This is a genomic window from Winslowiella toletana (genome assembly GCF_017875465.1).
GTDB classification, from domain to species: Bacteria; Pseudomonadota; Gammaproteobacteria; order Enterobacterales; family Enterobacteriaceae; genus Erwinia; species Erwinia toletana.
The window spans coordinates 2,189,632-2,213,703 of sequence record NZ_JAGGMQ010000001.1 but is presented as its reverse complement, the minus strand read 5'-3'; the positions used below and the strand labels follow the sequence as shown (position 1 = coordinate 2,213,703).

22 protein-coding genes, 3 pseudogenes and 1 riboswitch are annotated in these 24,072 nt (G+C 54.0%); of the genes and pseudogenes, 13 read left to right on the top strand and 12 right to left on the bottom strand.

Going from position 1 to position 24,072, the window contains the following annotated elements:
• Window positions 1–9 precede the first annotated feature (9 nt).
• Window positions 10–314, top strand: a pseudogene (locus J2125_RS10405) (BrnA antitoxin family protein).
• A 66-nt stretch (window positions 315–380) separates the two neighbouring features.
• Here J2125_RS10405 and mqo read toward each other — a convergent pair.
• Entirely contained in the window at window positions 381–1,961 is a 1,581-nt protein-coding gene (gene mqo, locus J2125_RS10400; RefSeq protein ID WP_017799654.1) for a malate dehydrogenase (quinone), read from the bottom strand.
• Window positions 1,962–2,399: 438 nt separating this feature from the next.
• On the bottom strand, window positions 2,400–2,855 hold the full coding sequence (locus J2125_RS10395) for a carboxymuconolactone decarboxylase family protein (protein WP_017799653.1): 456 nt from the start codon (window positions 2,853–2,855) through the stop codon (window positions 2,400–2,402).
• 82 nt (window positions 2,856–2,937) lie between these two features.
• On the opposite strand from J2125_RS10395, the gene pdxR reads away from it, so the two are divergent.
• Complete coding sequence (pdxR, locus tag J2125_RS10390) at window positions 2,938–4,371, top strand: MocR-like pyridoxine biosynthesis transcription factor PdxR (RefSeq protein ID WP_017799652.1); 1,434 nt, start codon at window positions 2,938–2,940, stop codon at window positions 4,369–4,371.
• Here the strand turns inward: pdxR and J2125_RS10385 are convergent.
• Entirely contained in the window at window positions 4,368–5,816 is a 1,449-nt protein-coding gene (locus tag J2125_RS10385) for an alpha/beta hydrolase (protein WP_017799651.1), read from the bottom strand. The genes pdxR and J2125_RS10385 overlap by 4 nt on opposite strands.
• Before the next feature lie 23 nt (window positions 5,817–5,839).
• Window positions 5,840–6,082 (bottom strand): DUF1158 family protein, encoded by a 243-nt coding sequence (locus tag J2125_RS10380; protein WP_017799650.1) that lies wholly within the window; start codon window positions 6,080–6,082, stop codon window positions 5,840–5,842.
• A gap of 327 nt (window positions 6,083–6,409) precedes the next feature.
• Here J2125_RS10380 and mntP point away from each other — a divergent pair, with 327 nt between their 5' ends.
• The 3 genes from mntP to J2125_RS10365 all read left to right on the top strand — a co-directional run bounded on the left by mntP (window position 6,410) and on the right by J2125_RS10365 (window position 8,051).
• Complete coding sequence (gene mntP, locus J2125_RS10375) at window positions 6,410–6,982, top strand: manganese efflux pump MntP (protein WP_026111506.1); 573 nt, start codon at window positions 6,410–6,412, stop codon at window positions 6,980–6,982.
• Between the two features lie 157 nt (window positions 6,983–7,139).
• Complete coding sequence (gene azuC / locus J2125_RS25275) at window positions 7,140–7,217, top strand: stress response protein AzuC (protein ID WP_407704426.1); 78 nt, start codon at window positions 7,140–7,142, stop codon at window positions 7,215–7,217.
• A 303-nt stretch (window positions 7,218–7,520) separates the two neighbouring features.
• Window positions 7,521–8,051: a cysteine hydrolase family protein gene (locus J2125_RS10365; protein ID WP_017799647.1), complete on the top strand. Its 531-nt coding sequence runs from the start codon at window positions 7,521–7,523 to the stop codon at window positions 8,049–8,051.
• Between the two features lie 34 nt (window positions 8,052–8,085).
• On the opposite strand, the gene J2125_RS10360 is transcribed toward J2125_RS10365, so the two are convergent.
• Window positions 8,086–8,673: a sugar O-acetyltransferase gene (locus tag J2125_RS10360; RefSeq protein WP_017799646.1), complete on the bottom strand. Its 588-nt coding sequence runs from the start codon at window positions 8,671–8,673 to the stop codon at window positions 8,086–8,088.
• A gap of 132 nt (window positions 8,674–8,805) precedes the next feature.
• A riboswitch (Fluoride riboswitch) is annotated at window positions 8,806–8,881 on the top strand.
• A gap of 113 nt (window positions 8,882–8,994) precedes the next feature.
• Here J2125_RS10360 and crcB point away from each other — a divergent pair.
• Window positions 8,995–9,372, top strand: a complete 378-nt coding sequence (gene crcB, locus J2125_RS10355; protein ID WP_017799645.1) for a fluoride efflux transporter CrcB — start codon at window positions 8,995–8,997, stop codon at window positions 9,370–9,372.
• Window positions 9,373–9,399: 27 nt separating this feature from the next.
• Here the strand turns inward: crcB and J2125_RS10350 are convergent, their stop codons facing one another.
• Window positions 9,400–10,002, bottom strand: coding sequence for an alpha/beta hydrolase (locus J2125_RS10350; RefSeq protein WP_017799644.1), 603 nt, complete (start codon window positions 10,000–10,002; stop codon window positions 9,400–9,402).
• 212 nt (window positions 10,003–10,214) lie between these two features.
• Here J2125_RS10350 and J2125_RS10345 point away from each other — a divergent pair, with 212 nt between their 5' ends.
• Window positions 10,215–12,047 carry an ABC transporter ATP-binding protein gene (locus J2125_RS10345; RefSeq protein ID WP_026111505.1) on the top strand — a complete coding sequence of 611 codons (1,833 nt, stop codon included), beginning with the start codon at window positions 10,215–10,217 and terminating at the stop codon, window positions 12,045–12,047.
• A gap of 99 nt (window positions 12,048–12,146) precedes the next feature.
• Complete coding sequence (locus J2125_RS10340) at window positions 12,147–12,440, top strand: hypothetical protein (protein WP_157819418.1); 294 nt, start codon at window positions 12,147–12,149, stop codon at window positions 12,438–12,440.
• Here J2125_RS10340 and J2125_RS10335 read toward each other — a convergent pair.
• Window positions 12,385–13,509 carry a GNAT family N-acetyltransferase gene (locus J2125_RS10335; protein ID WP_017799642.1) on the bottom strand — a complete coding sequence of 375 codons (1,125 nt, stop codon included), beginning with the start codon at window positions 13,507–13,509 and terminating at the stop codon, window positions 12,385–12,387. The genes J2125_RS10340 and J2125_RS10335 overlap by 56 nt on opposite strands.
• 252 nt (window positions 13,510–13,761) lie before the next feature.
• Between J2125_RS10335 and J2125_RS10330 the strand changes: the two genes are divergently transcribed.
• A complete protein-coding gene (locus tag J2125_RS10330) occupies window positions 13,762–14,934 on the top strand; it encodes a cyclic di-GMP phosphodiesterase (protein WP_026111504.1) in 1,173 nt (390 codons plus the stop codon).
• Here the strand turns inward: J2125_RS10330 and J2125_RS10325 are convergent.
• From J2125_RS10325 to J2125_RS10310, 4 genes and pseudogenes are all read right to left on the bottom strand, one after another.
• Window positions 14,912–15,706, bottom strand: a complete 795-nt coding sequence (locus tag J2125_RS10325; RefSeq protein ID WP_017799640.1) for a hypothetical protein — start codon at window positions 15,704–15,706, stop codon at window positions 14,912–14,914. The two genes, J2125_RS10330 and J2125_RS10325, sit on opposite strands and share 23 nt — an antisense overlap.
• 1 nt (window position 15,707) lies before the next feature.
• Window positions 15,708–15,905 carry a hypothetical protein gene (locus J2125_RS10320; protein WP_017799639.1) on the bottom strand — a complete coding sequence of 66 codons (198 nt, stop codon included), beginning with the start codon at window positions 15,903–15,905 and terminating at the stop codon, window positions 15,708–15,710.
• Between the two features lie 127 nt (window positions 15,906–16,032).
• Window positions 16,033–17,992 (bottom strand): annotated as a pseudogene (locus J2125_RS10315) (TonB-dependent siderophore receptor).
• 137 nt (window positions 17,993–18,129) lie between these two features.
• A complete protein-coding gene (locus J2125_RS10310; protein WP_017799638.1) occupies window positions 18,130–19,227 on the bottom strand; it encodes an ABC transporter substrate-binding protein in 1,098 nt (365 codons plus the stop codon).
• A gap of 223 nt (window positions 19,228–19,450) precedes the next feature.
• Between J2125_RS10310 and J2125_RS10305 the strand changes: the two genes are divergently transcribed.
• Complete coding sequence (locus tag J2125_RS10305) at window positions 19,451–20,281, top strand: alpha/beta fold hydrolase (RefSeq protein WP_026111503.1); 831 nt, start codon at window positions 19,451–19,453, stop codon at window positions 20,279–20,281.
• 39 nt (window positions 20,282–20,320) lie between these two features.
• On the opposite strand, the gene J2125_RS10300 is transcribed toward J2125_RS10305, so the two are convergent.
• Window positions 20,321–21,679 (bottom strand): cation:proton antiporter, encoded by a 1,359-nt coding sequence (locus tag J2125_RS10300; protein ID WP_017799636.1) that lies wholly within the window; start codon window positions 21,677–21,679, stop codon window positions 20,321–20,323.
• A gap of 142 nt (window positions 21,680–21,821) precedes the next feature.
• Here J2125_RS10300 and J2125_RS10295 point away from each other — a divergent pair, with 142 nt between their 5' ends.
• The 3 genes and pseudogenes from J2125_RS10295 (at window position 21,822) to J2125_RS10285 (ending at window position 24,038) form a co-directional block, all read left to right on the top strand.
• Entirely contained in the window at window positions 21,822–22,256 is a 435-nt protein-coding gene (locus J2125_RS10295; RefSeq protein WP_017799635.1) for a thiol-disulfide oxidoreductase DCC family protein, read from the top strand.
• A gap of 136 nt (window positions 22,257–22,392) precedes the next feature.
• Window positions 22,393–22,899: a TIGR00645 family protein gene (locus tag J2125_RS10290; protein ID WP_017799634.1), complete on the top strand. Its 507-nt coding sequence runs from the start codon at window positions 22,393–22,395 to the stop codon at window positions 22,897–22,899.
• A 235-nt stretch (window positions 22,900–23,134) separates the two neighbouring features.
• Window positions 23,135–24,038, top strand: a pseudogene (locus tag J2125_RS10285) (SDR family oxidoreductase).
• Window positions 24,039–24,072: the final 34 nt, after the last annotated feature.

The window sequence follows — 24,072 nt, the reverse complement described above, 5'->3', positions numbered from 1 at the left end:
AGGATCGTTATGAGCAAAGTCAGATATAAACGAAGTGAGCTGCCGTCTCTGACTGAAAACGCCAGTTGGAACTTAATGTTCTGGCCAGTGAGCCTGATAGCGAGATCGATTACAGTGATATCCCGCCTCTTGATGAGGCTCTGTGGAAAGATGCAGTGAGTGGGCAGTTCTGTCGCCCGGTGAAGACTCACGCCTCAGTCAGAATTGATACTGATCTGCTGGCATGGCTGAAGGCGCCGGGTAAGGGCTATCAGACGCGGTTAAATGCTATCTTACGAGAAGCGATGATGCGTGAACTGCTGCATCAAAAATAATGCTTTTTACCTGATAACTTTCTGTAGAGATAACGGCGGCAAAATCTGCCGCCGTTATCTCAGAGATTAGCAGGTAGCGGCTGCCTCAGCAGCTGCTGCCTTAATCCTGTTAGCACGCGCGTCGTCGTTGGCCGCTATCGCCATCGGCGTATAATCCAGCTGCAGAATACGGCTGGTATCCGCCAGCGCTTTTTCTGTGGCCGCGACATTGCCATTCAGTTTCTGGCCGTAAGAAGGGATGATCGCCTTCAGCTTAGCCTGCCACTCTGGTGTGGTGAACTGCTGTTTAAACACTTTTTTCATCAAATCCAGCATAATTGGCGCCGCAGTTGATGCACCTGGTGAAGCGCCCAGCAGTGCGGAGATGGTGCCATCCTGCGAAGTAACCACTTCAGTACCCAGACGCAGCACGCCGCCTTTCTCGGCATCTTTCTGGATGATCTGCACGCGCTGACCGGCAATCACTAAATGCCAGTCTTCCTGCTTCGCATCCGGGAAGTACTCCTGCAATGCGGCGTGGCGATCGTCGTCCGACAGCATCACCTGACCGACCAGGTATTTCACCAGATCAAAGTTCTTCACACCAACGTGCATCATTGGCATCACATTAGAGGTGGTGATCGAACCAAACATATCCCACAGCGAGCCGTTTTTCAGATACCGGGTCGAGAAGGTGGCAAAAGGTCCAAACAGCAGCACCTGCTTGCCATCCAGCACGCGGGTATCCAGATGCGGCACGGACATCGGCGGCGCGCCAACCGAGGCTTTACCGTACACTTTGGCCTGATGACGTTTCACCAGTTCCTGGTTGTCGCTGACCAGGAATTCGCCGCCCACCGGGAAGCCAGCGTAGTTTCTTGCTTCCGGGATCCCCGATTTCTGCAACAGCGGCAATGCGGCGCCACCGGCGCCGATAAAGACAAACTTCGCCTTCACCACTTGCTCTGCGCCGCCATGTTTCAGATCAGCCAGAGTGACATTCCAGCTGCCGTCATCATTGCGCTGAATATGGCGCACTTCCTGACCGGTTTGCAGATTGAATCTGTCGCTGTTGCACAGCGATGCCACCAGCTGACGGGTGATTTCGCCAAAGTTAACATCGGTACCAATCGGAATACGGGTCGCAGCCACTTTCTGCTCAGGATCGCGCCCTTCCATCACCAGCGGGATCCACTGCTCGATCTGCTGCTTATCTTCCGAGTATTCCATCCCGCGGAACAGTGAGCTCTGCTGTAATGCCTGATAGCGTTTGCGCAGGTAATTAACGTTGTCCTCACCCCAGACAAAGCTCATATGCGGGGTGCTGTTAATAAAGCTGCGCGGGTTCTGCAACACGCCTTTCTGCACCTGATAAGCCCAGAACTGACGAGAAACCTGGAAGGCTTCATTAATCTCTACCGCTTTAGCGATATCAATCTCACCCTGCGCATTTTCCGGGGTGTAGTTCATCTCAGCCAGCGCTGAGTGGCCAGTACCGGCGTTATTCCAGCCGTTCGAGCTCTCTTGTGCTAAGCCATCAAGACGTTCGACCATCTCAATGGACCAATTCGGTTCCAGTTCATGCAGGTAAGTACCGAGGGTGGCACTCATCACACCCACGCCGATCAGTAGTACGTCGACGCTCTTTTCCTCTGCTGGCTTACGCATAATGCGACATCTCCGACTGTTGATATCTCAACATTTTTTCTGGTGGAATAGCTCCTGCTTCTGAACGAGCGGTTAATCTATTGCCATAACGATAAAGAGGGGACTCACTTAAAATCAGTATTTCTGACGATACAGGTTAACAAAATGTTATGCATACGACCTCAAATATAACATTTCAGTCGATAATTTGAACATTTTGTTTAAGGATTAAAAAGGCTGTGGACTTTATTGTCTGCTGAAGCGATCAGTCCGACAACTACATTCGGCCCGTTATTAACAAAATTAACAAAGCTTGTTCAGTAATTAGCAATGTTTTTGCTGTGGGAAAGGCGGGCGGGGGCGGCAGGCCGCAATTTGCGCCGTGCGTAACGGTTTTAGCGTGGGATTTATGGCAGAACTGCTTAGCCGGCAAGGATGGCTAAGCAGTTGATGTGACGATTAATCGCGTGGTGCGCTGTCCGGTAACTTACGTGAACTGATTGCCAGACGGTTATAGGTATTCATCAGACCAATGGCAATCGTCAGGTCAGTGATCTCTTTTTCGCTGAACTGGGTGGCAACGGTATCAAACAAGCTGTCTGGCGCGCCTTTTTCGGCGATCAGCGTCAGATTTTCCGCCCACGCCAGCGCGGCTTTTTCTCTGGCGCTAAACAGATTGCCGGATTCATGCCAGACCTGAGTGAGGACAATTTTTTCCCAGCCAAAGCCCGCAGTGTGCAGCGCTTTGGTGTGCATATCGATACAGTAGGCGCAGCCGTTGATTTGTGACACGCGCAAAAAAACCAGTTCGACCAGTTCGTGTGACAAGCCGCTTTGCGATACATAGCTGTAAACACCGCCGAGGGCTTTCATGCCCGCAGGAACAACTTTTGAAAAATCAATGCGTTCACTCATTTTCTCTCTCCTGCCATAATCAATGTTGAGATAGCCTTGTGGCGTTAATGAGTATTCTCTTCTCCGTGATGGGATAGCAAAAGTGCCAGGAATTGATAAAAACAGTGGTCCATTCAGCCTGACCCTTAATCGCGCGGCACGCAGTGGCTTAACCGAGCAGATTCGCAGTGAAATTACCCTGGCGATTCGCGAAGGGCGGCTGAAACCCGGTGCAAGAATGCCCTCCTGCCGCGATCTGGCGGTGCAGCTTGGTGTGGCGCGCGGCACGGTAAGGTCTGCTTACGATATGCTGGCCGACAGTCAGCTGCTGGTAGCGAAAGGCGCCGCCGGGACTTTTGTTGCCCAGCATCCACCGGCAGCGATCGATCCGGCCGCCAGCGATGCGGTGATGGTTCCGTTATCTGATATCGCCTATGACTTTGATGCACCGCCGCTGACTTTTCAGATGGGGATACCCGCGGATGATGCTTTTCCGGTTAAGGTCTGGTCGCGCATTGTGCAGCGGCACGCGCGTACCATGGTCAGCAGGCCGCTCAGTTACCCGGATCCGCGCGGCAGCCTGGCGCTGCGGCAGGAGCTGGTGGCTTATCTGGCGATGGCGCGTGGCGTTAATTGTCAGGCGGAACAGATTATTATCACCAATGGCTATGCCGGAGCCTTAGGGCTGATCTGCCTGGCGATGAACTTTCGTGGCACGCAGGCGTGGATTGAAGAACCTGGCTATCTGCTGGCGTGTAAAGCGCTTGGGCTGGTGGGGATTGAACCGGTGCCGGTCAGTGTGGATGAACAGGGCATTAAGGTCAGCGAAGGTATTGCCAGCGCGCCACAGGCAAGTTTTGCGCTGGTGACGGCAGGCCAGCAGGCGCCGCTGGGGATGACATTGTCGCTGGCACGACGCAGTGAGCTGCTGGCATGGGCAGAAGAGAACGATCGCTGGATTGTCGAAGATGATTATCTCGGTGAATTACAGCTGGGCAGTCGCGCCGCACCGGCGCTGGCATCGCTCGATACCGACGGGCGGGTAATGCATATCGGCACTTTCAGCAAAACCCTCAGCCCGTCGTTACGCCTTGGTTTTGTGGTGGTGCCAGCGACGCAGGCCGCGCGTTTTGCCGATATCGCCGCAGTGATGGCGCCAGCATCCTCATTCGTACTGCATAACGCGGTGGCGGAATTTCTGCGCGACGGGCATTTTTTGCGTCATCTGCGGCGTATGAAGCGCATCTACGCCGATCGTCTGGAAAAAATGACCCAGGCGCTGGCGCCGCTGTTTACTGATTTGCGACGTGGTGCGCTGTCGGTGGTGGTGCTGCTGCCGCCGGGAACCGCCGATCGGGCTATTGCCCGTGAAGCGCTGGCGTGGGGGATGGCGCCATCGCCGTTATCAGCGTGGTATCAGCGCGATGATCTGCGCCAGTATGGTCTGGTGTTAGGTGCAACTAATATGCCGCGCGAAGGTTTTGCGCATTACGCGCGGAAGTTACGCCAGCTGGTGGACGCACATAGCCGTGATTAGTTAAGAGTTTGATTGATCCGCTGCAACATCCACGGATAGAACGGGTTGGAAGAGATGCGCATCAGCATATCGAGGCTGACGATCAGTACCGAGCGTTCACCACGTGGCGTTAAGCTACCCAGACTGACGCCAAACTCATTCGGTTTCTCCGGAGTGCGGCCATATAGCGAGTCGCTAAACGGAAACGGTAAGGCGACATGCGACAGTGAATAGATATCCGCCGGATAATCAATGCCCAATGGCTGCACCTCGGTGGTAGTGGCATCCGCCGGGGTGCGTCTGGCGACGGCCGCGCGGTTCTGCGGGGAGCTGCTGGTAACCAAAGTGGTCGCGTAGTGACGCGGTGCGGCAGGCAGCAGATGCTCACTGGCATGCTGCGCACTGCTGCTGATCATCGGTGACAACTGTCGCGACTGGTTAACGTCAAACAGCACCAGCTCGCTGCCATTATCCGGCAGCTGATTATACAGGGCATTAATCACCGCAGGGGTACTGACCGTGGCGTCAGCGACTGACTGGAAAGTGAGTACCGGCGCGAGGCGGCCTAACTTATTGTTGTGTGAATCATCGATAATTTCTTTCTGTAGCGCCCTGGTCAGCAGATAAGACTGACGTGCGGCTTTTACCGGGAACGAGTTGTATTTAAACGGATTAAACTCCGGCAAAATACTCAGCCAGGCGGTGCGGGCAAACGCCGGTAGCAGGGACGGTAAGCCAGCCAGTCCGGCATAGCGCGCATAACCGCTGACGCCAATCATTGGCGAAATCAGCACCAGCCGTTGTGGTGCGGGCAGCTGAGGATTATCCAGCGCATCCAGCGCGTATTTCATGGCCAGCGCGCCACCATTGGAAAATCCCATGATATGCAGCGGTGCCTCCGCCGGTATACGCTTACGCGCCTCGCGTACTGCCAGCCGTGTGGCTGCCATCCACTCTTCCCAGTCAATGCGGGTCAGTGCGCCCGGCACGGTGCCATGCCCTGGCAGGCGAATCGCTACCGCAACAAAACCCTGCTGCTGATAATTACGTGCAAAGTGGCGCAGGCTATAGGGCGAGTCCGTCAGGCCATGCAATAACACTACCGCGCCACGCGGTTTGCCTGGCGGCAGCAAAATATAGGAGTGGTTCCAGTTGTGCGTGAAGCTTGCAGGGTACACCGGACTTTTCGCCGCATAGCGATTGAGGGTTTCCGGCTGCTGGTCACTCAGTTTGTCAGTGACGTTGGCCTTTACTTCGGCAAAGACGCGGTTTTCGTTATCTGTCCAGCTTGCCCAGTCTGCTTTATCGATCTCACTTTCACTGAGTTCGTCTGGCACCCAGGTGTGCCACAGAGCCAGTTCCGGGCCGCGTTCGGTCAGGGTAATGCGTATTGCCAGTAGCGCAATCGCCAGCAGAACAAACAAAATTGTTGCGCGTTTTAGCCAGGTTTTTGTCTGTTTCAGCATGGTGATGGTGTGCCTTCTGACAGTTAAATTTTGAAATAACGTCGATAGATAAAGCGGATGATAAAGTACTCAATCGCGCCTAACAGCAGAAACCACAGGCAGAACACCAGCGTGTAGAGCTGGCCGATATCCTGCAGATGAAAGCTTGCCATCAGCGATTTGGTCAGCTGGATGCCAAACCAGGGCGCCGGTAGCAACAGCGCAGAGAGAAAACCGAGCAACAGGATGCCCATCGGGATCAGAAAGGTTTCAAAGGTGCTTTTCATGCATTCAGCTTGTCAGATAAACAGTATTGGTATTGTCAGACAATATGTCGCCATATTCAATCTGACCACTTTGATCGCGGCAGAAAGCACTAAGGTATTGAAATTACATATAGCGCTGTATAAGCCGTAGCCGGAGATTGCTGATTTCGTCGGCTGCAAGTTAGCCAGCGTTAAAATGTATAGCCGAGGCTATACTCAAATCCATGATTTTATTGTCTTTTTATCCTGGCGGGCGCGTGGTAGCATGCGCACTCTTTTTCATATGTCGCGCAATTTTTGACGAAGCCCGATGCTCTTTCTCGTCATACGCCAGTCGGTATAAAAATAATGAGCCTTTACGCAACACTGATTCTCGCGTTTGCCATGTCGATGGATGCTTTTGCCGCCGCAGTTGGTAAAGGCGCCGCATTGCACCGTCCGACGCTAAAAGAAGCCATTCGCACCGGCCTGATTTTTGGCACAATTGAAGCGCTGACGCCGTTAATTGGCTGGGCTATTGGCCTGGCGGCCAGCCAGTTTATTATGTCGTGGGACCACTGGGTGGCCTTTACGCTGTTGTTTGTACTGGGTGCGCGCATGATTGTCGAAGGTTTACGCCGTCCGCAACAGGAAGAGCAACAGCAGCCACAGCGCCATGGTTTTCTGCTGCTGGCGACCACCGCGATTGCCACCAGCCTCGATGCAATGGCGGTAGGTGTCGGACTGGCGTTTTTAAAGGTCAATATTGTGTTAACGGCGCTGACGATTGGTGCGGCGACAACGGTAATGGCGGCTTCGGGTATTTTGCTGGGACGTTTTATCGGACCGGTGATGGGCAAATGGGCAGAAGTGGTTGGCGGCGTGGTGCTGATTGGCATCGGCGGCAGCATACTGGTCGAGCATCTTGGGTTACTGGGCTAATCTCCGCAAGAAACCCCTTCTTGTTTAACTTTTGTTTAAGTTAAGGTTTGCATACTTTAGTTGAATAATGTGATCTGCATCAAAAAAATTTGCATGAAAAACGTCCGGATCGTATAATTTTTTGCGTTATTCAACAAAAATTGAACCGGATAGTCTGATGAAAAAGTTTTTTAAGTATGTATTCCGCGCTTACGTTGAAACTTACAAGCACGTACCGCCAGGCGCATTAAACTGATTTTTAGTACACCAGTAGCAAAATACCCTCGATAACCGCGGTTAGGGATCGACCGATGGTTATCAAACTTTGCTGTAACACCGCTTTCTCCCCCTGATATTAATCAATTGCAATTTTATCCTGTTCAGGCAATGCTTTAAGCATGCTGATTTCTCTGCACGTCCTCACCACGCATACCACCACAACCGCATCTGGCGGACTGTGGCGCGTTTGCATGCAGCATAAATAGCAAACATCCCATCGTCCCGCCGATTCTGACGGGGGTCAGGGTTCTCCGTCCGAACGGTTTTACCGGAGAACATCATGAGTCAACATGCTTCTGCCCTGCTGATTATCGATATGCAAAACGGACTGGTACATGCCGCACAGGCGCCATTTGCCATCGAATCGGTAGTTGCGAATATTAATCAGCTTATCGCCGCCGCCCGCGCGCAACAACGGCCCATTATTTTTGTTCAGCATACCGGGCCTGAGGGCACACCTCTGGCGCAGGGCAGTGAGATGTGGCAGATCGCGGCGCAACTTAAGCGTGACGAAAATGATATTTATCTGACCAAGACGCGCCCCAGCTGCTTTTTCCAGACCACATTGCTGAGTCTGTTGCAGGAAAAAGGCATTCAGCAGCTGGCGGTAGCGGGCATGCAAACGGACTATTGCGTCGATACCACCTGTCGCGGCGGCCGTGATCTCGGTATTGAGATGGTGCTGGCCAGCGATGCCCATACCACCTTCGCTAACGGCGTGTTAAGTGCAGAACAAATTATTGCCCATCACAATAAATTGCTGTCAGGCCCGTTTGTATCTGTAGTAAAAGCCGCTGAGATTGCCTTCTGAACAACGCACTGGCGGCCTGCTGGCCGTCAGCATCTTAAGCCGGGCGATATTTCAGCGTATCGGCCTCACTGATTTCACGTACTACCCGGCATGGATTACCCATCGCCAGCACATTCGCGGGCAGATCTTTGGTCACCACGCTGCCAGCGCCAATTACGCAGCCATCACCAATGGTTACGCCTGGCATTACTGAAACCGCTGCGCCAATCCATACATTGTTGCCGATGGTAATTGGAAAGGCGTATTCCAGTCCCTGATTGCGACGTTCGGCATCCAGCGGATGCCCGGCGGTATACAAACCGACATTGGGCGCGATAAAGGCATTGTCGCCAATAGTGACTTTGGCGCCATCAAGGATCACCAGATTCACATTGGCGTAGAAGTTCTCGCCCACTTCAATGTTGTAGCCGTAGTCACACCAGAATGGCGACTCTACCAGGATATTTTCCCCGGTTTTACCCAGCAGCGATTTGATAATTGCCGTGCGCTCGGCGCCTTTGTGCGGATGCAGATGGTTGTAGTCATACAATGCCGATTTGGCCTCATCCCGCTGGCGCAATACATCCTGATCGTAGTTAGCGTCATACAATAAACCGGCGGCGGCTTTTTCCATCTCTTTCATCAGCAGATCCTTTTATTAGCGAGTCATGGGCCTCAGTGTAGTGAAAACTATGCTGAAGCCAGCGTTAGCCCGCTGGATTTACACAACTTTAGCCGCATGGATTGTCTGCTGCGCCACAAAGGGATATTATTTTGACTTCAAGGTGATGGCGTTCCACCTTATCCAACCGCCTGCTGGTTCCTCAGCGGCTGATGACGCCTGGCATACATATCCTCTTCGCGGGAGTGTGGTGTATGTCAGGAAGTCAGCACTCTGTCTTGTTTCCTGCATCCCCGTTTCCCTGAGCAATAAGCAACAGTAAGATTTTAAGGGTTTTTAACAATGGTTAAATCAATGCTTGCGGTGATGGTCGGTGGTGCGGCAGGTTGTGCATTGCGCTGGCTTATTTCTTTACGCTTCAATACGTTATTTCCCAATTTGCCACCTGGGACGCTGATCGTGAATCTGGCTGGCGGCTTTATTATTGGGATGGCGCTGGCGTATTTCCTGAAAAACCCGCAGCTTGATCCCATGTGGAAGTTGCTGATTGTCACCGGTTTATGCGGCGGCCTGACTACCTTTTCGACCTTCTCAGCGGAAATCGTGTTGCTGCTGCAAAGCGGTAACTATATGTGGGCGATGCTAAGTGTGATGACGCACGTGATCGGCTCTTTGTTGATGACATTCGCCGGTTTTGCGCTGATCAACGCGCTGGGATAATACAGCGGGGCCACCGGCCCCATATTGTCAGGCCAGACAGCCGGTAATAAAGGTCGCGGCGGTGCTCGCGCCCTGGCCGGAGATGGTGTGGCCGGTGGCGGGTTCAAACTGGGTTTTTACCTCTACGCCCGCGGCGATCAGGCGCAGGGCCGCCGCTTCACTTTCCGCCCACGGAATCACCGCATCGGCATGGCCGTGGATCAGTAATGCCGGGGTGCGGGTTGCCGGGGTAAATGGCGGTGGCGAGGAGAGTCGTCCGGAGAACGCCACAACGCCTGCTACCGGCCAGCGCCCGGAAACCAGCGCATCCAGCGCCATAATTGACCCTTGCGAAAAACCAACCAGCACCACGCGATCCAGCTGCCCGCTCATCTGATGGGCTGCGAGAATGCCATGCAGCAGCTGGTCAAAAGCGGCGCGCGCGGCCACCACACGCACCGGGCGGTTCTGCTCAGTAATCCCGTCAAGGCTAAACCACTGATAACCCGCCCCATGTGGAAAGGGGTAAGGCGCATCGGGTGAGGCAAAAGCGACGCCGGGTAATGCGGGTGACCAGTGGCTACCGAGCCCCGCTAAATCATCGCCGTTACTGCCGACGCCATGCAGCATAATGACTAAACTTTTTGCCATATTCATTTCCGGATAGCTGATTTATTCAGGTTTAGAAGCATAGGCTTTACGCAGTCATATGAAAAGCGTGTCTCATTTTACCCTTGTTGTGGTTCGTCGTTTTAGCCATAAATAATGGCGAAATTTGTGCTTTTATTTGGCCCTGAAGCTGAAGCCCGGTGGGAATGGGACTAAGCTCAGTGGTTCGTAATGCGTTGAAAGTGAGTGTGTATATGCTGTTCCGCCGCTTTGAAAGATTGATCAATATTTTCCAGGATGCCCCGAGCGAGGCCCCGCCAGACCAGGTCTGGCCGTTCTATTTTTACTATTTGCGTCAGGTATGGCGCAGCTTCGCCGCATTGCTGGCGGTAGGGCTGGCAGGCTCATTAATTGAGGTGGCGCTGTTCAGTTATCTGAGCCGGATTATCGATCTGGCCAACAGTTCGTCACCCGCCACGCTGTTTAGCGATCACTGGCCAACCCTGCTGTGGATGGCGTTTGTGGCGCTGATCCTACGCCCGGTATTTATTGGTCTGCACGATCTGCTGGTTAATCAGAGCATTAACCCCGGTATGACCAGCATGATTCGCTGGCAAAATCATAACTATGTGCTGCGCCAGAGTCTGAATTTCTTCCAGAATGATTTTGCCGGACGTATCGCGCAACGCATTATGCAAACCGGCAACGCACTGCGTGATTCCGCGGTGCAGACGGTGGATGCGCTGTGGCATGTGCTGATCTATGCCGTCACTTCGTTAGTGCTGTTTGCGCAAGCCGACTGGCGCTTAATGGTGCCCTTAATTATCTGGATTGTGGGCTATGTCGCCGCCATGCGCTATTTCGTGCCGCGTATTAAAGCGCGCTCGGTTGAGTCATCCGACGCACGCTCAAAACTGATGGGCTGTATCGTTGATGGTTATACCAATATCACCACGCTGAAACTGTTTGCTCATACCGATCTTGAGCAGCGCTATGCGCGCGAGGCAATGCAGGAACAGACGCAGAAAATGCAGCTGGCTACGCGAATGGCCACCAGTATGGATGTCACCATCTCGACACTAAATGGCTTGCTGATTGTGGCGACCAGCGGCATGGCGCTGTGGCTGTGGACGCAATCGCTGATTAGCGTCGGAGCCATTGCGCTGGCGACCGGGCTGGTGATCCGCATTGTCAACATGTCCGGCTGGATTATGTGGGTAGTGAACGGCATTTTTGAAAATATCGGTATGGTGCAGGATGGCCTGAAAACCATCTCGCAGCCGATTAGTGTGGCTGATGAGCCGGAAGCGGAGGCGTTGCAGGTACACAGTGGCGCGATTCATTTTGATCGGGTGAACTTTGATTATGGCGGCAGTCGTCAGGTGATAAATGGTCTGGATCTGCAGATTAAGCCTGGCGAAAAGATTGGTCTGATTGGCCCCTCCGGCGCTGGCAAATCGACGCTGGTCAATCTGCTGATGCGACTGTATGACATTAACGGCGGTCGCATTCTGATTGATGGCCAGGATATCGCGCAGGTCAGCCAGCATAGTCTGCGTGCGCAGATTGGTATGATTACTCAGGATACCTCGCTGCTGCACCGCTCGATTCGCGATAACTTATTGTATGGCAAGCCAGAAGCCAGCGAGGAAGCGCTACTGATGGCGATCCATCGTGCGCGCGCTGACGAATTTATTCCGCTGCTCTCCGATCCGCAGGGACGTACCGGTCTGGATGCGCACGTCGGTGAGCGCGGCGTGAAACTTTCTGGCGGTCAGCGCCAGCGTATTGCGATTGCGCGCGTACTGCTGAAAGATGCGCCGATCCTGGTGATGGACGAGGCGACCTCGGCGCTGGATTCAGAAGTGGAAGCGGCGATTCAGGAGAGCCTGGAAACGCTGATGCAGGGTAAAACGGTTATCGCTATTGCTCACCGGCTGTCGACCATTGCGAAAATGGATCGGCTGGTGGTGCTGGAGAAGGGCGCGATTGTCGAAATGGGCAGCCACCGCGAACTGCTGGCGAAAAACGGTCTGTATGCGCGTTTATGGCAGCATCAAACCGGTGGCTTTGTCGGTATCGACTGATTGGTAAAAATGCCGTGTAAACAGCGTATTGGCTGTACAAAAATAATGCAATCTGTCTCTGTGATGATAAAATAGCCCGCAGATACGGAGGGAACCATTATGAACACATATCGTATGCCTGCACTGACGCCAGATGAAGTCCGGCGCATCGCTAAATATGCCATTGAGAGTGTCGCAGCGGAAAAAATAGTCACCAGTAAAATTATCCGTGATTTCACACCGGTTGGCACAAAAGAGCAGCTGGCTGAGTACGAAGCTATGCTTGCACGCGGCAGAGAATACCTGAATGCAGCCTTAATCGAAGTACGGCATATGACGGAAGAGCAAATATTATCGACTAATCCCCTTTACGGTATGGCAGGGCGTCGCGGGCATCATCAATCCAGCCGCTGACCCCTGCGCGTTCCTGTTGCAGAAAGTCGCCCACTGCCGCGCGTAAACCTGGATGGCGCAGATAGTGCCAGGAGTGGGTGAGCTGCGGCTCAAAACCGCGAATCAGCTTATGTTCTCCTTGCGCCCCGGCATCAAATTCACTTAAGCCATTGGCGATGGCATAATCCATGCCCTGATAAAAACAGGTTTCAAAGTGCAGACGATCAAAGTCGGCAATTGCGCCCCAGTAGCGCCCATAGAAGGTGCTGCCGCTGACCAGGCTAAAGGCCATCGCCACTGGTTGCCCGCGCAGCAGAGCCAGCACCACGCGAATATTTTCCGGCATCCGTTCCGCCAGCAGGCTGAAGAACGCGCGCGTCAGATACGGGTGTTGCCCGCGTACCGCATAGGTGTTGGCGTAGCAGCTGTAGACAAAATCCCACTGGCTTTCCGTCACCTGCGCGCCTTGCAGCCAGCTAAATTCAATCCCGGATGCAGCAACCTGCTCGCGCTCTTTGCGCAGCTGCTTACGTTTACGCGACATCAGGCTATCGAGAAAGTCCTGGAAATCACGATAGCCGCGATTATGCCAGTGATACTGGCAGCCGTGACGTTCCAGCCAGTCAGGTTGTACTGTCAGCAGGCTGTTCGCCTGAGTATCGGTAAAGTTGATATGCGCGCCTGACAGCGCCTGTTGCTGCAAAAAGTCCGGCAACTGCGCCAGCAGCTCAGCGCTGGCACCGGCATCACCCAACAGACGCGCGCCTGCGACCGGGCTAAACGGAATGGCGCCCAGCCATTTCGGGTAATAAGCGATCCCCGCACGATGACAGGCATCGGCCCAGGCGTGGTCGAAAACATATTCGCCACGTGAGTGACTTTTACGGTAGCCAGGGATCGCCGCGCGCAGCTCCCCCTGCTGCTGCCAGAGCAGATGCTCCGGCTGCCAGCCGCTCTGCGCGCCGAGGCTGCCACTCTGCTCCAGCGTGACAAGGAAAGCATGGCGCAGAAACGGATTATCATCCGGCAGTAACGCATCCCACTGTCCGGCGGGTAGTGCTGACAACGATGACAGGCGAGTTAAAGACATCAACAGACTCCGCTGGCGTTAAAAGTCGAGTGTAAAACAAGTTCGCCACCGTTGTTTGCGATTATCTGCGCAAGCGCAGCGGGTAAGCAGCAGAATTTGGTAAAATAACCTTATTTAACATTTGCTTACTACGCCACAGGCGATCAGCTGCACAGCTTTACACTAATTTTACTGATTTCTGGCTGAAGAAACTTTATCCAGCCGCCGATAGTATCCCCATATGATCAACCAGGATGCTAAAGGAGCAAGAGAGTGATCAAGCTTATCCCTACGCAGGAATTGCAGCTGGGGATGTATATCCATAAGCTGGGCGTATTTTGGATAAAGCATCCTCTGATTTCGAACCGCATGCTGCTGACCGATCCACGCCAGCTGACGGCGATAGCCGAATGCGGTATCGGCCAGGTATGGGTCGATATGGCCAGAAGCGTAGTGCCAAAACAGGCTGAAGCGGTGGCAAATTCAGCTGTGCCGCCAGCCGTAGCGCCCCCCGGCTCGTTTCTCAGTGAAGTGGCGCATGCGCAGCGTATTTGTCAGCAGGGAACCTCGCAGATTAAAGCAATGTTTGGCGAAGCGCGCCTTGGCCAGACCGTTGATGTACAGAGCACGCTGTCGCTGGTTGAAGAGATTACCGGTTCGGTTGATCGCCACCCTTCGGCGCTCATCAATGTCGCGCGGCTGAAGGATCATGACGACTATACCTATCTGCATTCTGTCGCCGTATGTGCGCTGATGATAGGACTGGGCCGCCGGTTACAGCTGGATGACCATGGCGTACGTCTGGCCGGACTGGGCGGGCTGCTGCATGACTTAGGCAAAGCCCAGGTGGCGCTGGAAATATTGAATAAGCCCGGCAAACTGAGCGACGAAGAGTTTAGCGCGATGAAAAAACATCCGCTGACTGGCGCTGAAATGCTGTTTAAAGCCGGGGCTTCGGATGAAGTGATTGATATTGCGTTGCATCATCATGAAAAGGTGGATGGTTCAGGTTATCCGTACGGCCTGAAAGGTAATCAGATCAGTAACTTTGCGCGTATGGCGGCGGTTTGCGATGTCTATGATGCGGTTACATCTAACCGTCCATATCGTGATGGCTGGAATCCGGCGGATGCGATGCATCGGATGGCCAACTGGGGTGGTCATTTTGATAAGGCGATTTTTTACGCCTTTGTGAAGTCGGTAGGCATCTATCCGGTCGGTTCGCTGGTGCGCCTCTCTTCCGGTCGGGTGGCAATGGTGGTTGAGGCGGGTAGCCAGTCGTTGCTGCACCCGAAGGTTCATGTATTCTGGTCATTACATAGCGGGCAGCCGCTGCCGGTTGAACCCCTCGACCTCGCCGACGGATTCAGCTGCGACAGCATTATTTCACCGGAAGATATGGCGCACTGGAAGCATATCAACTTCAACCAGGTATGGATGGTGTAACCACGACGGGCGCTGACTTATCGGACAGCCGCAGTGCTGAGGCACTGGCGGCATCAAACAGTGACAGGCTCTCTATCTGATCAAGCAGGATGACTTTACGAAACGCCAGCGCTGATTTCGGCTCTGAATTCAGCGTAATGCCATGTTCGGCATACCAGGCGCTGTAGTTATGCTCCACACAAAACTCAAATGACTTGCTGTCACGATAACCACTGAGCATCGGGATCAACACCACATTATTCACCGTGGTGCTGTCAATCGAGGCGGTATGAATCATGCCAATATAGATGCGCCGTGACTTCAGGGTTATCCACGCCAGCTCTCCCTGTTCCATGCACTGAAACAGCAATCCTTCGACGCCATTAGCGCGGGTGAGACGCTTATACAACTTCTGGCGGCCGCTACTGCTCAGACGCGCGCTTCCTGCCCAGTTAGAACGATAGAGACACAGCAGAATGGCAAATGAGAGCATCACCACCACCGGCGCCTGGATGCCAAGGAAGCTCCAGTTCATAAACTCCATCTGGTAATCATGGTGCTGCATTCCCACTAACTGCGGCAGCGTATTTAAGCTGGCGGAGATGGCTAACAGTATCAGCCAGACTAAGCCAGTAGCGAAAACCCCTTGTAAGACAAATATGCAGCCATATAACGCCACGAGGAAATAGACGTCCCAGCCGAAACTGCGTTTGATTCTGAAGCGGGTGGAGAGGTCACGGCTGGTATACCAGTAGCCGCATACCATCAGCACCATAAAAATCGCCGTTCCCATACTATGCCCTCTTCAGTGCTTTAACATGATTGTCAAAATCAAGTTGTGCGTCATCACTGAGGACATTAACCGCCGCGTTACCGTCTTCATCAATAATAATACGTTCGCCATCGGCGATGGACTCTTCGATATCTTTGCGGTTGAGTACCTGCAACAGTTTTTCCGGGCTGGAAAACAGGGAGGTGATTAAACGGAACATAAAGCATTTCTCCTTAATTTGCTTTAAGTGTAGGTGCTGCCAGGCGTAACGGTAGGGGGATAATTCTGCATTTTCAGGCGGGATTGCCTGGTCAGCGGCTTAGCTGACCAGGCGCAGAGGCGGGGGGTTAAAAATCGACGCTGGCTTTCAGCACCACTTCACGCGGATCGCCAATGGCTACGCGCAAATTACCCCCGCTGGAGGGGTAGTAAGTCTTATCAAACAGATTCTTCACGTTGACCTGCCACTTCACCTGATAGCTGTTGACTGGCGTGGTCCAGCCGACAAAGGCATCCGCCACGGTATAATCACTGAGGGTAAAACTGTTGGCGGCATCACCCGGACGGCTGCCGACATAGCGGGCGCCAATGCCGGCGCGCAGATTGTCAGTCGCCAGCAAACCGGTGTGGCCGAAATCCTGCGTCAGGAACAGCGCGGCGGTATGACGCGCCACATTCGTCAGGCGATTGCCGTTGTTATCCGGATCGGCAGTTACGCGTGCATCAGTGTAGGCGTAGCTCCCCACCAGACTCAGCGAGTCAGTAAGTTTACCGGCGGCATCCAGTTCGATCCCCTGTGAACGTGCTTTACCGGCGGTGCGCGTGACGCTTTCGCCATCAACCAGTTCGCTGACCATCACATTACGCTTACTGATATCAAACAACGCCAGCGTGCCGGTAATGCCCTGCGGCAGATCGATTTTTGCCCCCCACTTCATACGCTTTGCCGGTTTCTGGCGGCAGCGCATCAATCTGGGTGGCAATCGAGGTATTCGGCTTAAACGATTCGGTATAACTGGCATACAGGCTGGACCAGCTATTGATGTTGTAAACCACACCGGCACGCGGCACCAGACGGCTGTCAGAGCTTTGCGTATTGGTGACAAACGGGCGTCCTTTGCCGGACATCACATCAAAGCTGTCATAGCGCAAACCGGCAATAAACAGCCAGTGCTGATTAAGGCGCATGGCGTCCTGTACAAACAGGCCACGGCTGTCGATATTTTCCCGCTGATCGCTATCTTTGGCGCTGACCGCTGTGGAGGAGGGCATCTGGCCGTAAACCGGATCGTAAATATTGAAACTGCTGTCGACTGTTTTGGTGCCGCGGATCATATCGCCGCGGAAGGTGCGATCGGCTTCGTAGTCAAAACCAGTCAGCAGCTGATGGTTAACGCTGCCCCAGTTCAGATCGCCATTAAATGTCAGCTGAACCATCTGCGAGCGGCTTTGCGCTTCGGCGGTGGCGTCGGCCTGACGGGTCAGCAGGCCGGTATCCGCATCATATTTAGTGGCGCGCGCCTGGTTATCGCTATAGCGATTACGGTTAAACGCATAGGTCAGGTGTGAGGTCCAGTCGTCGCTCAGCTCCTGATCAACCTGCAAGCTCAGGGTATCCTGATCGCCGCGGGTGGCGTTGTAGCTCTCATCAAAACGGCGTTCACGTGGCGTATTGACCGGCTTGCCGGTATTCGGGTCGATAATGGTGCCGCGATCGAAAGGGGTCAGATACTCCATATGCTCCCACGCGACACGTACGGTGGTGGTTTCGCCGTACCACATCAGCGAGGGCGCCACCACGGTCTGGCGTGTGCGGCCAAAGTTGCGCCAGTAGTCGGTTTCATCATGATCGACAATCAGCCGTCCGGCAAAGCCGGAAGTACCCAGCGGGCCGGTAACATCTAACTGACCACCGCCGCCGCCAAAACTGCTGGTGCGCCCTTCAAGATGCACATGCGGTGTCAGCTGCGGTTTTTTACTGATGATATTGACCAGGCCACCGGGCTCATTCATGCCATACAGCATCGATGACGGGCCTTTCAGCACTTCAACGCGCTCGCTGGTTGGCGTGAAGTTGCGCGCCTGAATCGAACGAATGCCGTCGCGCAAAATAGAGCCGTCACGGTTATCGCCAAAACCACGCTTGATTAGCGCATCCTGCGTGCCGCCGAGCGTATTGGACTGGGTGATACCACTGACGTAATACAGCGCCTGGTCAATATTGCCGGCATCCTGATCTTCCAGCAACTGATGTGGCACTACGGTGATATTTTGCGGGGTGTCGATTATCTTACCCGGCGAGCGCATCGCGGTGGTGCTGGTATGTGGCTGATAACCTTGTTCACTTTGATTGCTGGTGTCCTGATTGACCACCAGCGTTGACTCTTCAGCCTGGCTGCTAAGGGGAAATAATAAACTGCCCAGCAGGCAGCCGGTGATTGTTTTCATTGTGGTAACTGACTCCAGAAGGTCCCTGAGAAATCCAGCGGTAAAAACTGCTGGTAAAGTTGTTGCATGGTTTGTTGCGGATCAACGTCGGCAAACAGTTGTGGATAGAGGGCTTTGGCAAAAAACTCGGTAGCGACAACGTGGTAAGGATTCAGGTAGAAGTTATGCCACAAATCCCAGGCGCGTCCCTGCCTGACTGCCGCCAGCTGACTGATAATCGGCTGCGCCTGCATAATCTGGCGGAAACTCTGTTGTGCCTGCTGTGCGCTGACCTGCGGGCCAAGCTGCAGGGTTTTCGCTTTAGCGGCCGGCCCAGCCATGCCGGTGGCGATATACACCTGCGGGTTCGCCGCCAGCACCGCTTCCTGGTTTAACTCACCGAACACCCCTTTAACTACCGGTGCGGCAATATTGTCGCCACCGGCAAACGCCAGCAGCTGACCAAGGTTGCCGTTTACCGCCGTGGTGCAGCAGGTGTCGCGACGGCCTAAATGCAGATGCAACATCACCCGGGTTTTGGGGCCCTGATAGTCGGCGATACGCTGACGGATGCGTTCCATATGTTGCTGATAGAAAGCGATAAAATCACGCGCGCGCTGCTGCTGATTAAGCACTTCGCCTAATATTTTGATGCTGGGAACCGTGTTATTCAGCAGATCGACGCGCAGATCGATGGTGATCACCGGAATACCCGCCTGCTGCATCAGCTGTCTGAAAGCGGCCTCTTCATTGCCGGTTTTCGCCAGCCGCGGCAGGATCACCAGATCCGGCGTCAGTTTCAGCACGCTTTCGGCATTCAGCTCGCGCACGCTGCCGGAACCCAGCTGGGTAATCTGATTAATTTGCGGGAATTTCTGCTGATACAGCGACCAGGTTTGCGCATCATACTTAGCCAGGTCCGCAGGCCAGCCGACGATTTTAGCCGCCGGATAACCCGGTTCCAGCAGCGCGAGGGTATACAGCATCCGGCTTTCACCCAGCACGATGCGCTGCGGGTTATCCGGAATTTCAACCTGCCGTCCATCAAGATCGGTGATTTGTCTGGCGAAAACGCAGTTGCTGAAGATCAGCAACAGTAAAAGAAAGGCACGCATGGCGATTATCATTAAAGGAAAAGCGAATGATAATAAAAATCACTCTCTGTCTCAATATTTATGCCGCTTCGCTGATTAACTGGCGGCTGACCGGCGTTTAATTAAGATTTTCCGCAGCCGATATTTCGCCAGCAATCCATGATTGTTGTCTACGCTGATTCTGGTATTCAGATGTTTCTTTTACGCGACCTTTCTGTCAACCCGATGATGTTAAGGAGTTGCTATGCAAGCTGCACAAAGACTTATGCTGGATGAGGGTACCGAACTCTATTACAAAGACTGGGGCGCCGGGCAGCCGGTGGTATTCAGCCACGGCTGGCCACTGTCTGCCGATGCCTTTGAAGATCAGATGTTTTTCCTCGCCTCACAGGGCTACCGTGCGATCGCCCTCGATCGTCGAGGGCACGGAAGATCTTCACAGCCATGGGAAGGGCATAACCTCGATCAATATGCTGACGATCTGGCCGCCCTGACGGCGGCACTCGATCTGCACGATGCGGTACACGTTGGCCACTCTACCGGTGGCGGCGAAGTGGCGCGTTATATTGGCCGACACGGCACCGCGCGGGTGGCAAAAGCGGTATTAATTAGCGCCATCACGCCAGTTATGGTCAAAACCGATTTTAACCCTGATGGCGTACCGCTGGAGGTGTTTGACGGCATTCGCGCCGGGGTTAAAAACGACCGCGCGGCGTTTTTTAAGGAGCTGACGCTGGCGTTTTATGGCTATAACCGCCCCGACGCCGTGGTTTCGGAAGAAGTACGCAACAGTTTCTGGCTGCAAGGAATGCAGGGGTCGATTAAGGCGCTTTATGACTGTATTAAAGCCTTTTCAGAAACCGACCTGCGTGAAGATGTCGCCAGAATGACTATTCCGACGCTGGTGATTCATGGCGATGACGACCAGATTGTGCCTTTTGCCACCTGTGGCAAGGCCACCGCCGCCATGCTGCCGAATGGACAGTTAAAAGTCTATCCAGGTGGATCGCACGGCATCTGCACCACGCATAAAGATCAGATCAATGCCGATCTGCTGGCGTTTATTCAGTCCTGATGTTTGAATGCGGCCACCGCCTGGCACGGTGGTCGCAAACTATTGCTGCTGTTCCCGTCGCTCCGCTTCCGCCAGCTTGCGGCTCTGACGCCGGTTTTCCAGCGGCGTAACCGTAATGCCATGCACCACAATACTGGCCACCACCAGGGTGAAAGCCATATCCATCATGCGGTTCGCTTCGCCTCCCGACAGCCCGTGCATCGCGGCAAACGCAATATAGTTAATGCTGCCAATGCCGCGAATCCCCAGCCAGCCGATCAGCAGACGTCGCACGCGTGGCATGCCGGTGCCGGTGGTCGCCAGCCACACCGAGGCCGGACGAATCAGCAGAAACAGGATTGCAGCCAGCAGTAAACCGCTGGCATTCCAGTGCAGCGCCAGCGTGGCGCCGAGCACCAGCACCATCGCCGCCGCCAGTAAACGCTCTACGGTATCGCCGAAGGAGAGGGCGTCACCGACCACCAGACCAACCGATTTGGTCAGGCCGGGGCCGGTATACAGATGGCGTTGATGGATATTGACCAGGCTTTCGGCGGGCGGCAGACGATCGTCCTCTGGCTGATTCTCCGGCGGATTGCGGGTGGTCACCCGCAGTTCGGCGCGACGCAAACCAACACCGGCGGCAAAGGTGGCGAGAAATCCTGAGGCGTCTACCGCCTGGGCCGCGGCATAACTTAACGCAATCAGCGCCAGCGCGAGAAAGTCGTTCGGGGCAATATCCTGATTAGCGCTGCGTAAATGGGTCGCCAGCACACCGATAAGCCGGCCGAGCGCAAAACCAATGGCAATACCGCCGATCAGCGCCCAGATCACGTCTACCGTCGCCCAGTGCGTCAGCATCGCCAGCGAAACCGGCTGTTCGCTGACAATCAGCATCACTGCCAGCATTAGCAACGGCAGCGCTGAGCCATCGTTCATCCCGGCTTCACTGGAAAGCGCCACGCGCAGCGAGTCATCGTCGCGGGCATCATTAACCGAAATCAGGCTGGCCAGCACCGGATCGGTTGGGGCGACAATCGCGCCGAAAGCCAGCGCCAGCGGCCAGGAGAGGTGCGCCAGAAAATGCGCGGCGACGGCGACGCCGGCGACCGTCAGCAACATCGCCGGAAAAGCCAGTCGCAGACCAATGCGCCAGCCAGGCGCTTTTAGCGGCAAGCGCAGTTTCAGCCCGGTAATAAACAGTGAGGCCGCCATGGCGATTTCGGTGATATGCGCGGCCACGGTGGCATGTTTGACGATATCAATGCGCAGCAGATCCAGCACCCAGGGGCCGCAGATAATCCCCGCCACCAGGTAGAGGCCAAAAGAGGTCACCGGACCACGGTGAATCCAGCCAGAGGCTAAAGACATTAACAGTAGCAGACCGCCAGCAGCAGCAGTCCAGCCGATAAAATCCATAAACAGGGTTTCCTTTCTGCAGAATATTCAAAAAATAGCGCCATCTGTAAGCCTGGCATATTGCTGAACAATCTGTCGCAGCAGTGGTGGAAACCCGGGGGATGCTTTAGGCTTGGTTCTTATTCCGGCGAAGGAGTTGAAGATGTTACAGCGCCAGGCTCAGCGCCCGCCTGCCGAACGCGTGGTGCTCTATGACGGGCTTTGCAAACTGTGTAATGGCTGGGCTAATTTTTTGATTCGCCATGATCGTCAGCACCGAATTCGGCTGGCCACGGTGCAGTCGCCGGCTGGACAGGCGTTACTGCACTGGGCGGGATTACCGCTGGATAATGTGAAGACCATCGTGCTGATTGACGAGGGGCAGATTTATCTGCGCGCCACGGCGATTTTCCGCGTCACAGCCTGCCTTCCATGGCCGTGGCGCGCCCTTGCGCTGCTGCGCTGGCTGCCAGCTAAACTGAGTAACTACTGCTACGATCGCATAGCCGTTAATCGTTATCGCCTGTTTGGTCGCTACGACAGCCTGCAGCGGCCACAAGCCGATCACCCGCAACGCTTTCTCGATAACGGCTGTTGAACCGGCAAAAATTGTCAGTTCTGCCGCTACACGGGTAAAGGGAAGTAAATTTCCGCGACTAACAAGCTGTTTGTCTTGAAAAAGGTCAGAAAGCATCAGTTATACTGTCGGCTGTTTAACTTTGAAGTGGATGCTAATGGAACGTTTCGCAGAAAATCTTATGTACGCCTCACGCTGGTTGCTGGCGCCGGTCTATATCGGTTTATCTCTGGGCTTGCTGGCGCTGGCGATCAAGTTTTTTCAGGAAGTTTTCCACCTGTTACCGCATGTGCTGAGCATTGCAGAAAATGATCTGGTGTTAGTGCTGCTGTCGTTGATCGATATGACGCTGGTAGGCGGCCTGCTGGTGATGGTGATGCTGTCAGGCTATGAAAACTTCGTCTCAAAGCTGGATATCGATGAGAGTAAAGAGAAGTTAAGCTGGCTGGGGAAAATGGATTCCAGCTCGCTGAAGAATAAAGTTGCCGCGTCGATTGTGGCGATCTCTTCGATTCATTTACTGCGGGTGTTTATGGACGCCAGAAATATCGCGGACAATAAACTGATGTGGTACGTGATTATCCATCTGACCTTTGTGCTTTCAGCATTTGTGATGGGTTATCTGGAAAATATGTCAAAAAAAGACGCCGGTAGTAAGTTATAAAGCAGGCTAAAAATATCCGGGTTATGCGGCAAAAGGCGCATAACCTTTTTTATGCACTCAGGCCGCTGAAATAATCAGAAATGGAGATTTAAAAACTATTTACCCGCTCTAGATCGTTAAAAAATAGCGCCTTTTATCCTGTCTGCCCCGATTAATCCCGCCTTTCCTCCCTGTGATAGCGATCACATCTGCTACGCTTATTAGCACTGAGACAGAAATCCCAAAGGAGAAATGCATGAGCGATCAATATAAAAAATCCTCTGGCGTAGCCAATCCATCCCTGGAAACTGACTACCCCAAACCTCCTTTTGTTGAACAGCCGCAGCCAGTACCCGGCCTTGCCAGCAAGATGATCCCGCTGCCGGATCACGGTGAAAAAAGCTATCGCGGCTCCGGCCGTCTGGCGGGCAGAAAAGCGCTGATTACCGGCGGTGACTCAGGTATTGGCCGTGCGGTGGCGATCGCCTATGCCCGTGAGGGCGCTGATGTGGCGATTAACTATCTGCCGGAAGAAGAGCCCGATGCGGCTGAAGTGGTTGCTCTGATACGCGCTGAAGGGCGTAAAGCGATTGCCATTCCGGGCGATATTACCTCTGAGAGTTTCTGCAAGCAGCTGGTGCATCAGGCTGCCGAACAGTTGGGGGGCATCGATATTCTGGTAAATAATGCCGGACGCCAGCAGTTCGCCGAATCAATTCGCGATCTCACTACCGAATCTTTTGACGCCACATTCAAAACCAATGTTTATGCGCTGTTCTGGATCACCAAAGCGGCGCTGGATTATCTGCCGCGTGGCGCATCGATTATTAATACTTCTTCGGTGCAGGCGTTTAAACCAAGCGAAATTTTGCTCGACTATGCGCAGACCAAAGCCAGCATTGTGGCGTTCACTAAATCGCTGGCCAAACAGCTGGGTAAAGAGGGCATTCGGGTTAATGCCGTAGCGCCTGGCCCGTACTGGACACCGCTACAGTCAAGCGGCGGACAGCCACAAGAGAAAGTGAAAGAGTTTGGCGCCACTGGGCCGTCCTGGCCAGCCGGCCGAAATAGCACCGCTGTATGTGACGCTGGCCTCCACGGAGAGCAGCTACACTTCGGGTCAGGTATGGTGTTCTGATGGCGGTACCGGCACCTTGTAATTCTGACAGTAACTGACCCGTATCCATTTGTAAG

Coding starts and splice junctions, on each gene's coding strand:
- J2125_RS10360 (WP_017799646.1), bottom strand. CDS start 8,673: ATGAAAGAGATGGAAAAAGCCGCCGCCGGTTTATTGTATGACGCTAAC.
- crcB (WP_017799645.1), top strand. CDS start 8,995: ATGGTTAAATCAATGCTTGCGGTGATGGTCGGTGGTGCGGCAGGTTGT.
- J2125_RS10290 (WP_017799634.1), top strand. CDS start 22,393: ATGGAACGTTTCGCAGAAAATCTTATGTACGCCTCACGCTGGTTGCTG.
- J2125_RS10335 (WP_017799642.1), bottom strand. CDS start 13,509: ATGTCTTTAACTCGCCTGTCATCGTTGTCAGCACTACCCGCCGGACAG.
- mqo (WP_017799654.1), bottom strand. CDS start 1,961: ATGCGTAAGCCAGCAGAGGAAAAGAGCGTCGACGTACTACTGATCGGC.
- J2125_RS10395 (WP_017799653.1), bottom strand. CDS start 2,855: ATGAGTGAACGCATTGATTTTTCAAAAGTTGTTCCTGCGGGCATGAAA.
- J2125_RS10310 (WP_017799638.1), bottom strand. CDS start 19,227: ATGCGTGCCTTTCTTTTACTGTTGCTGATCTTCAGCAACTGCGTTTTC.
- J2125_RS10380 (WP_017799650.1), bottom strand. CDS start 6,082: ATGAAAAGCACCTTTGAAACCTTTCTGATCCCGATGGGCATCCTGTTG.
- J2125_RS10320 (WP_017799639.1), bottom strand. CDS start 15,905: ATGTTCCGTTTAATCACCTCCCTGTTTTCCAGCCCGGAAAAACTGTTG.
- J2125_RS10325 (WP_017799640.1), bottom strand. CDS start 15,706: ATGGGAACGGCGATTTTTATGGTGCTGATGGTATGCGGCTACTGGTAT.
- J2125_RS10345 (WP_026111505.1), top strand. CDS start 10,215: ATGCTGTTCCGCCGCTTTGAAAGATTGATCAATATTTTCCAGGATGCC.
- J2125_RS10385 (WP_017799651.1), bottom strand. CDS start 5,816: ATGCTGAAACAGACAAAAACCTGGCTAAAACGCGCAACAATTTTGTTT.
- J2125_RS10300 (WP_017799636.1), bottom strand. CDS start 21,679: ATGGATTTTATCGGCTGGACTGCTGCTGCTGGCGGTCTGCTACTGTTA.
- J2125_RS10295 (WP_017799635.1), top strand. CDS start 21,822: ATGTTACAGCGCCAGGCTCAGCGCCCGCCTGCCGAACGCGTGGTGCTC.
- mntP (WP_026111506.1), top strand. CDS start 6,410: ATGAGCCTTTACGCAACACTGATTCTCGCGTTTGCCATGTCGATGGAT.
- azuC (WP_407704426.1), top strand. CDS start 7,140: ATGAAAAAGTTTTTTAAGTATGTATTCCGCGCTTACGTTGAAACTTAC.
- J2125_RS10365 (WP_017799647.1), top strand. CDS start 7,521: ATGAGTCAACATGCTTCTGCCCTGCTGATTATCGATATGCAAAACGGA.
- J2125_RS10305 (WP_026111503.1), top strand. CDS start 19,451: ATGCAAGCTGCACAAAGACTTATGCTGGATGAGGGTACCGAACTCTAT.
- J2125_RS10350 (WP_017799644.1), bottom strand. CDS start 10,002: ATGGCAAAAAGTTTAGTCATTATGCTGCATGGCGTCGGCAGTAACGGC.
- J2125_RS10340 (WP_157819418.1), top strand. CDS start 12,147: ATGAACACATATCGTATGCCTGCACTGACGCCAGATGAAGTCCGGCGC.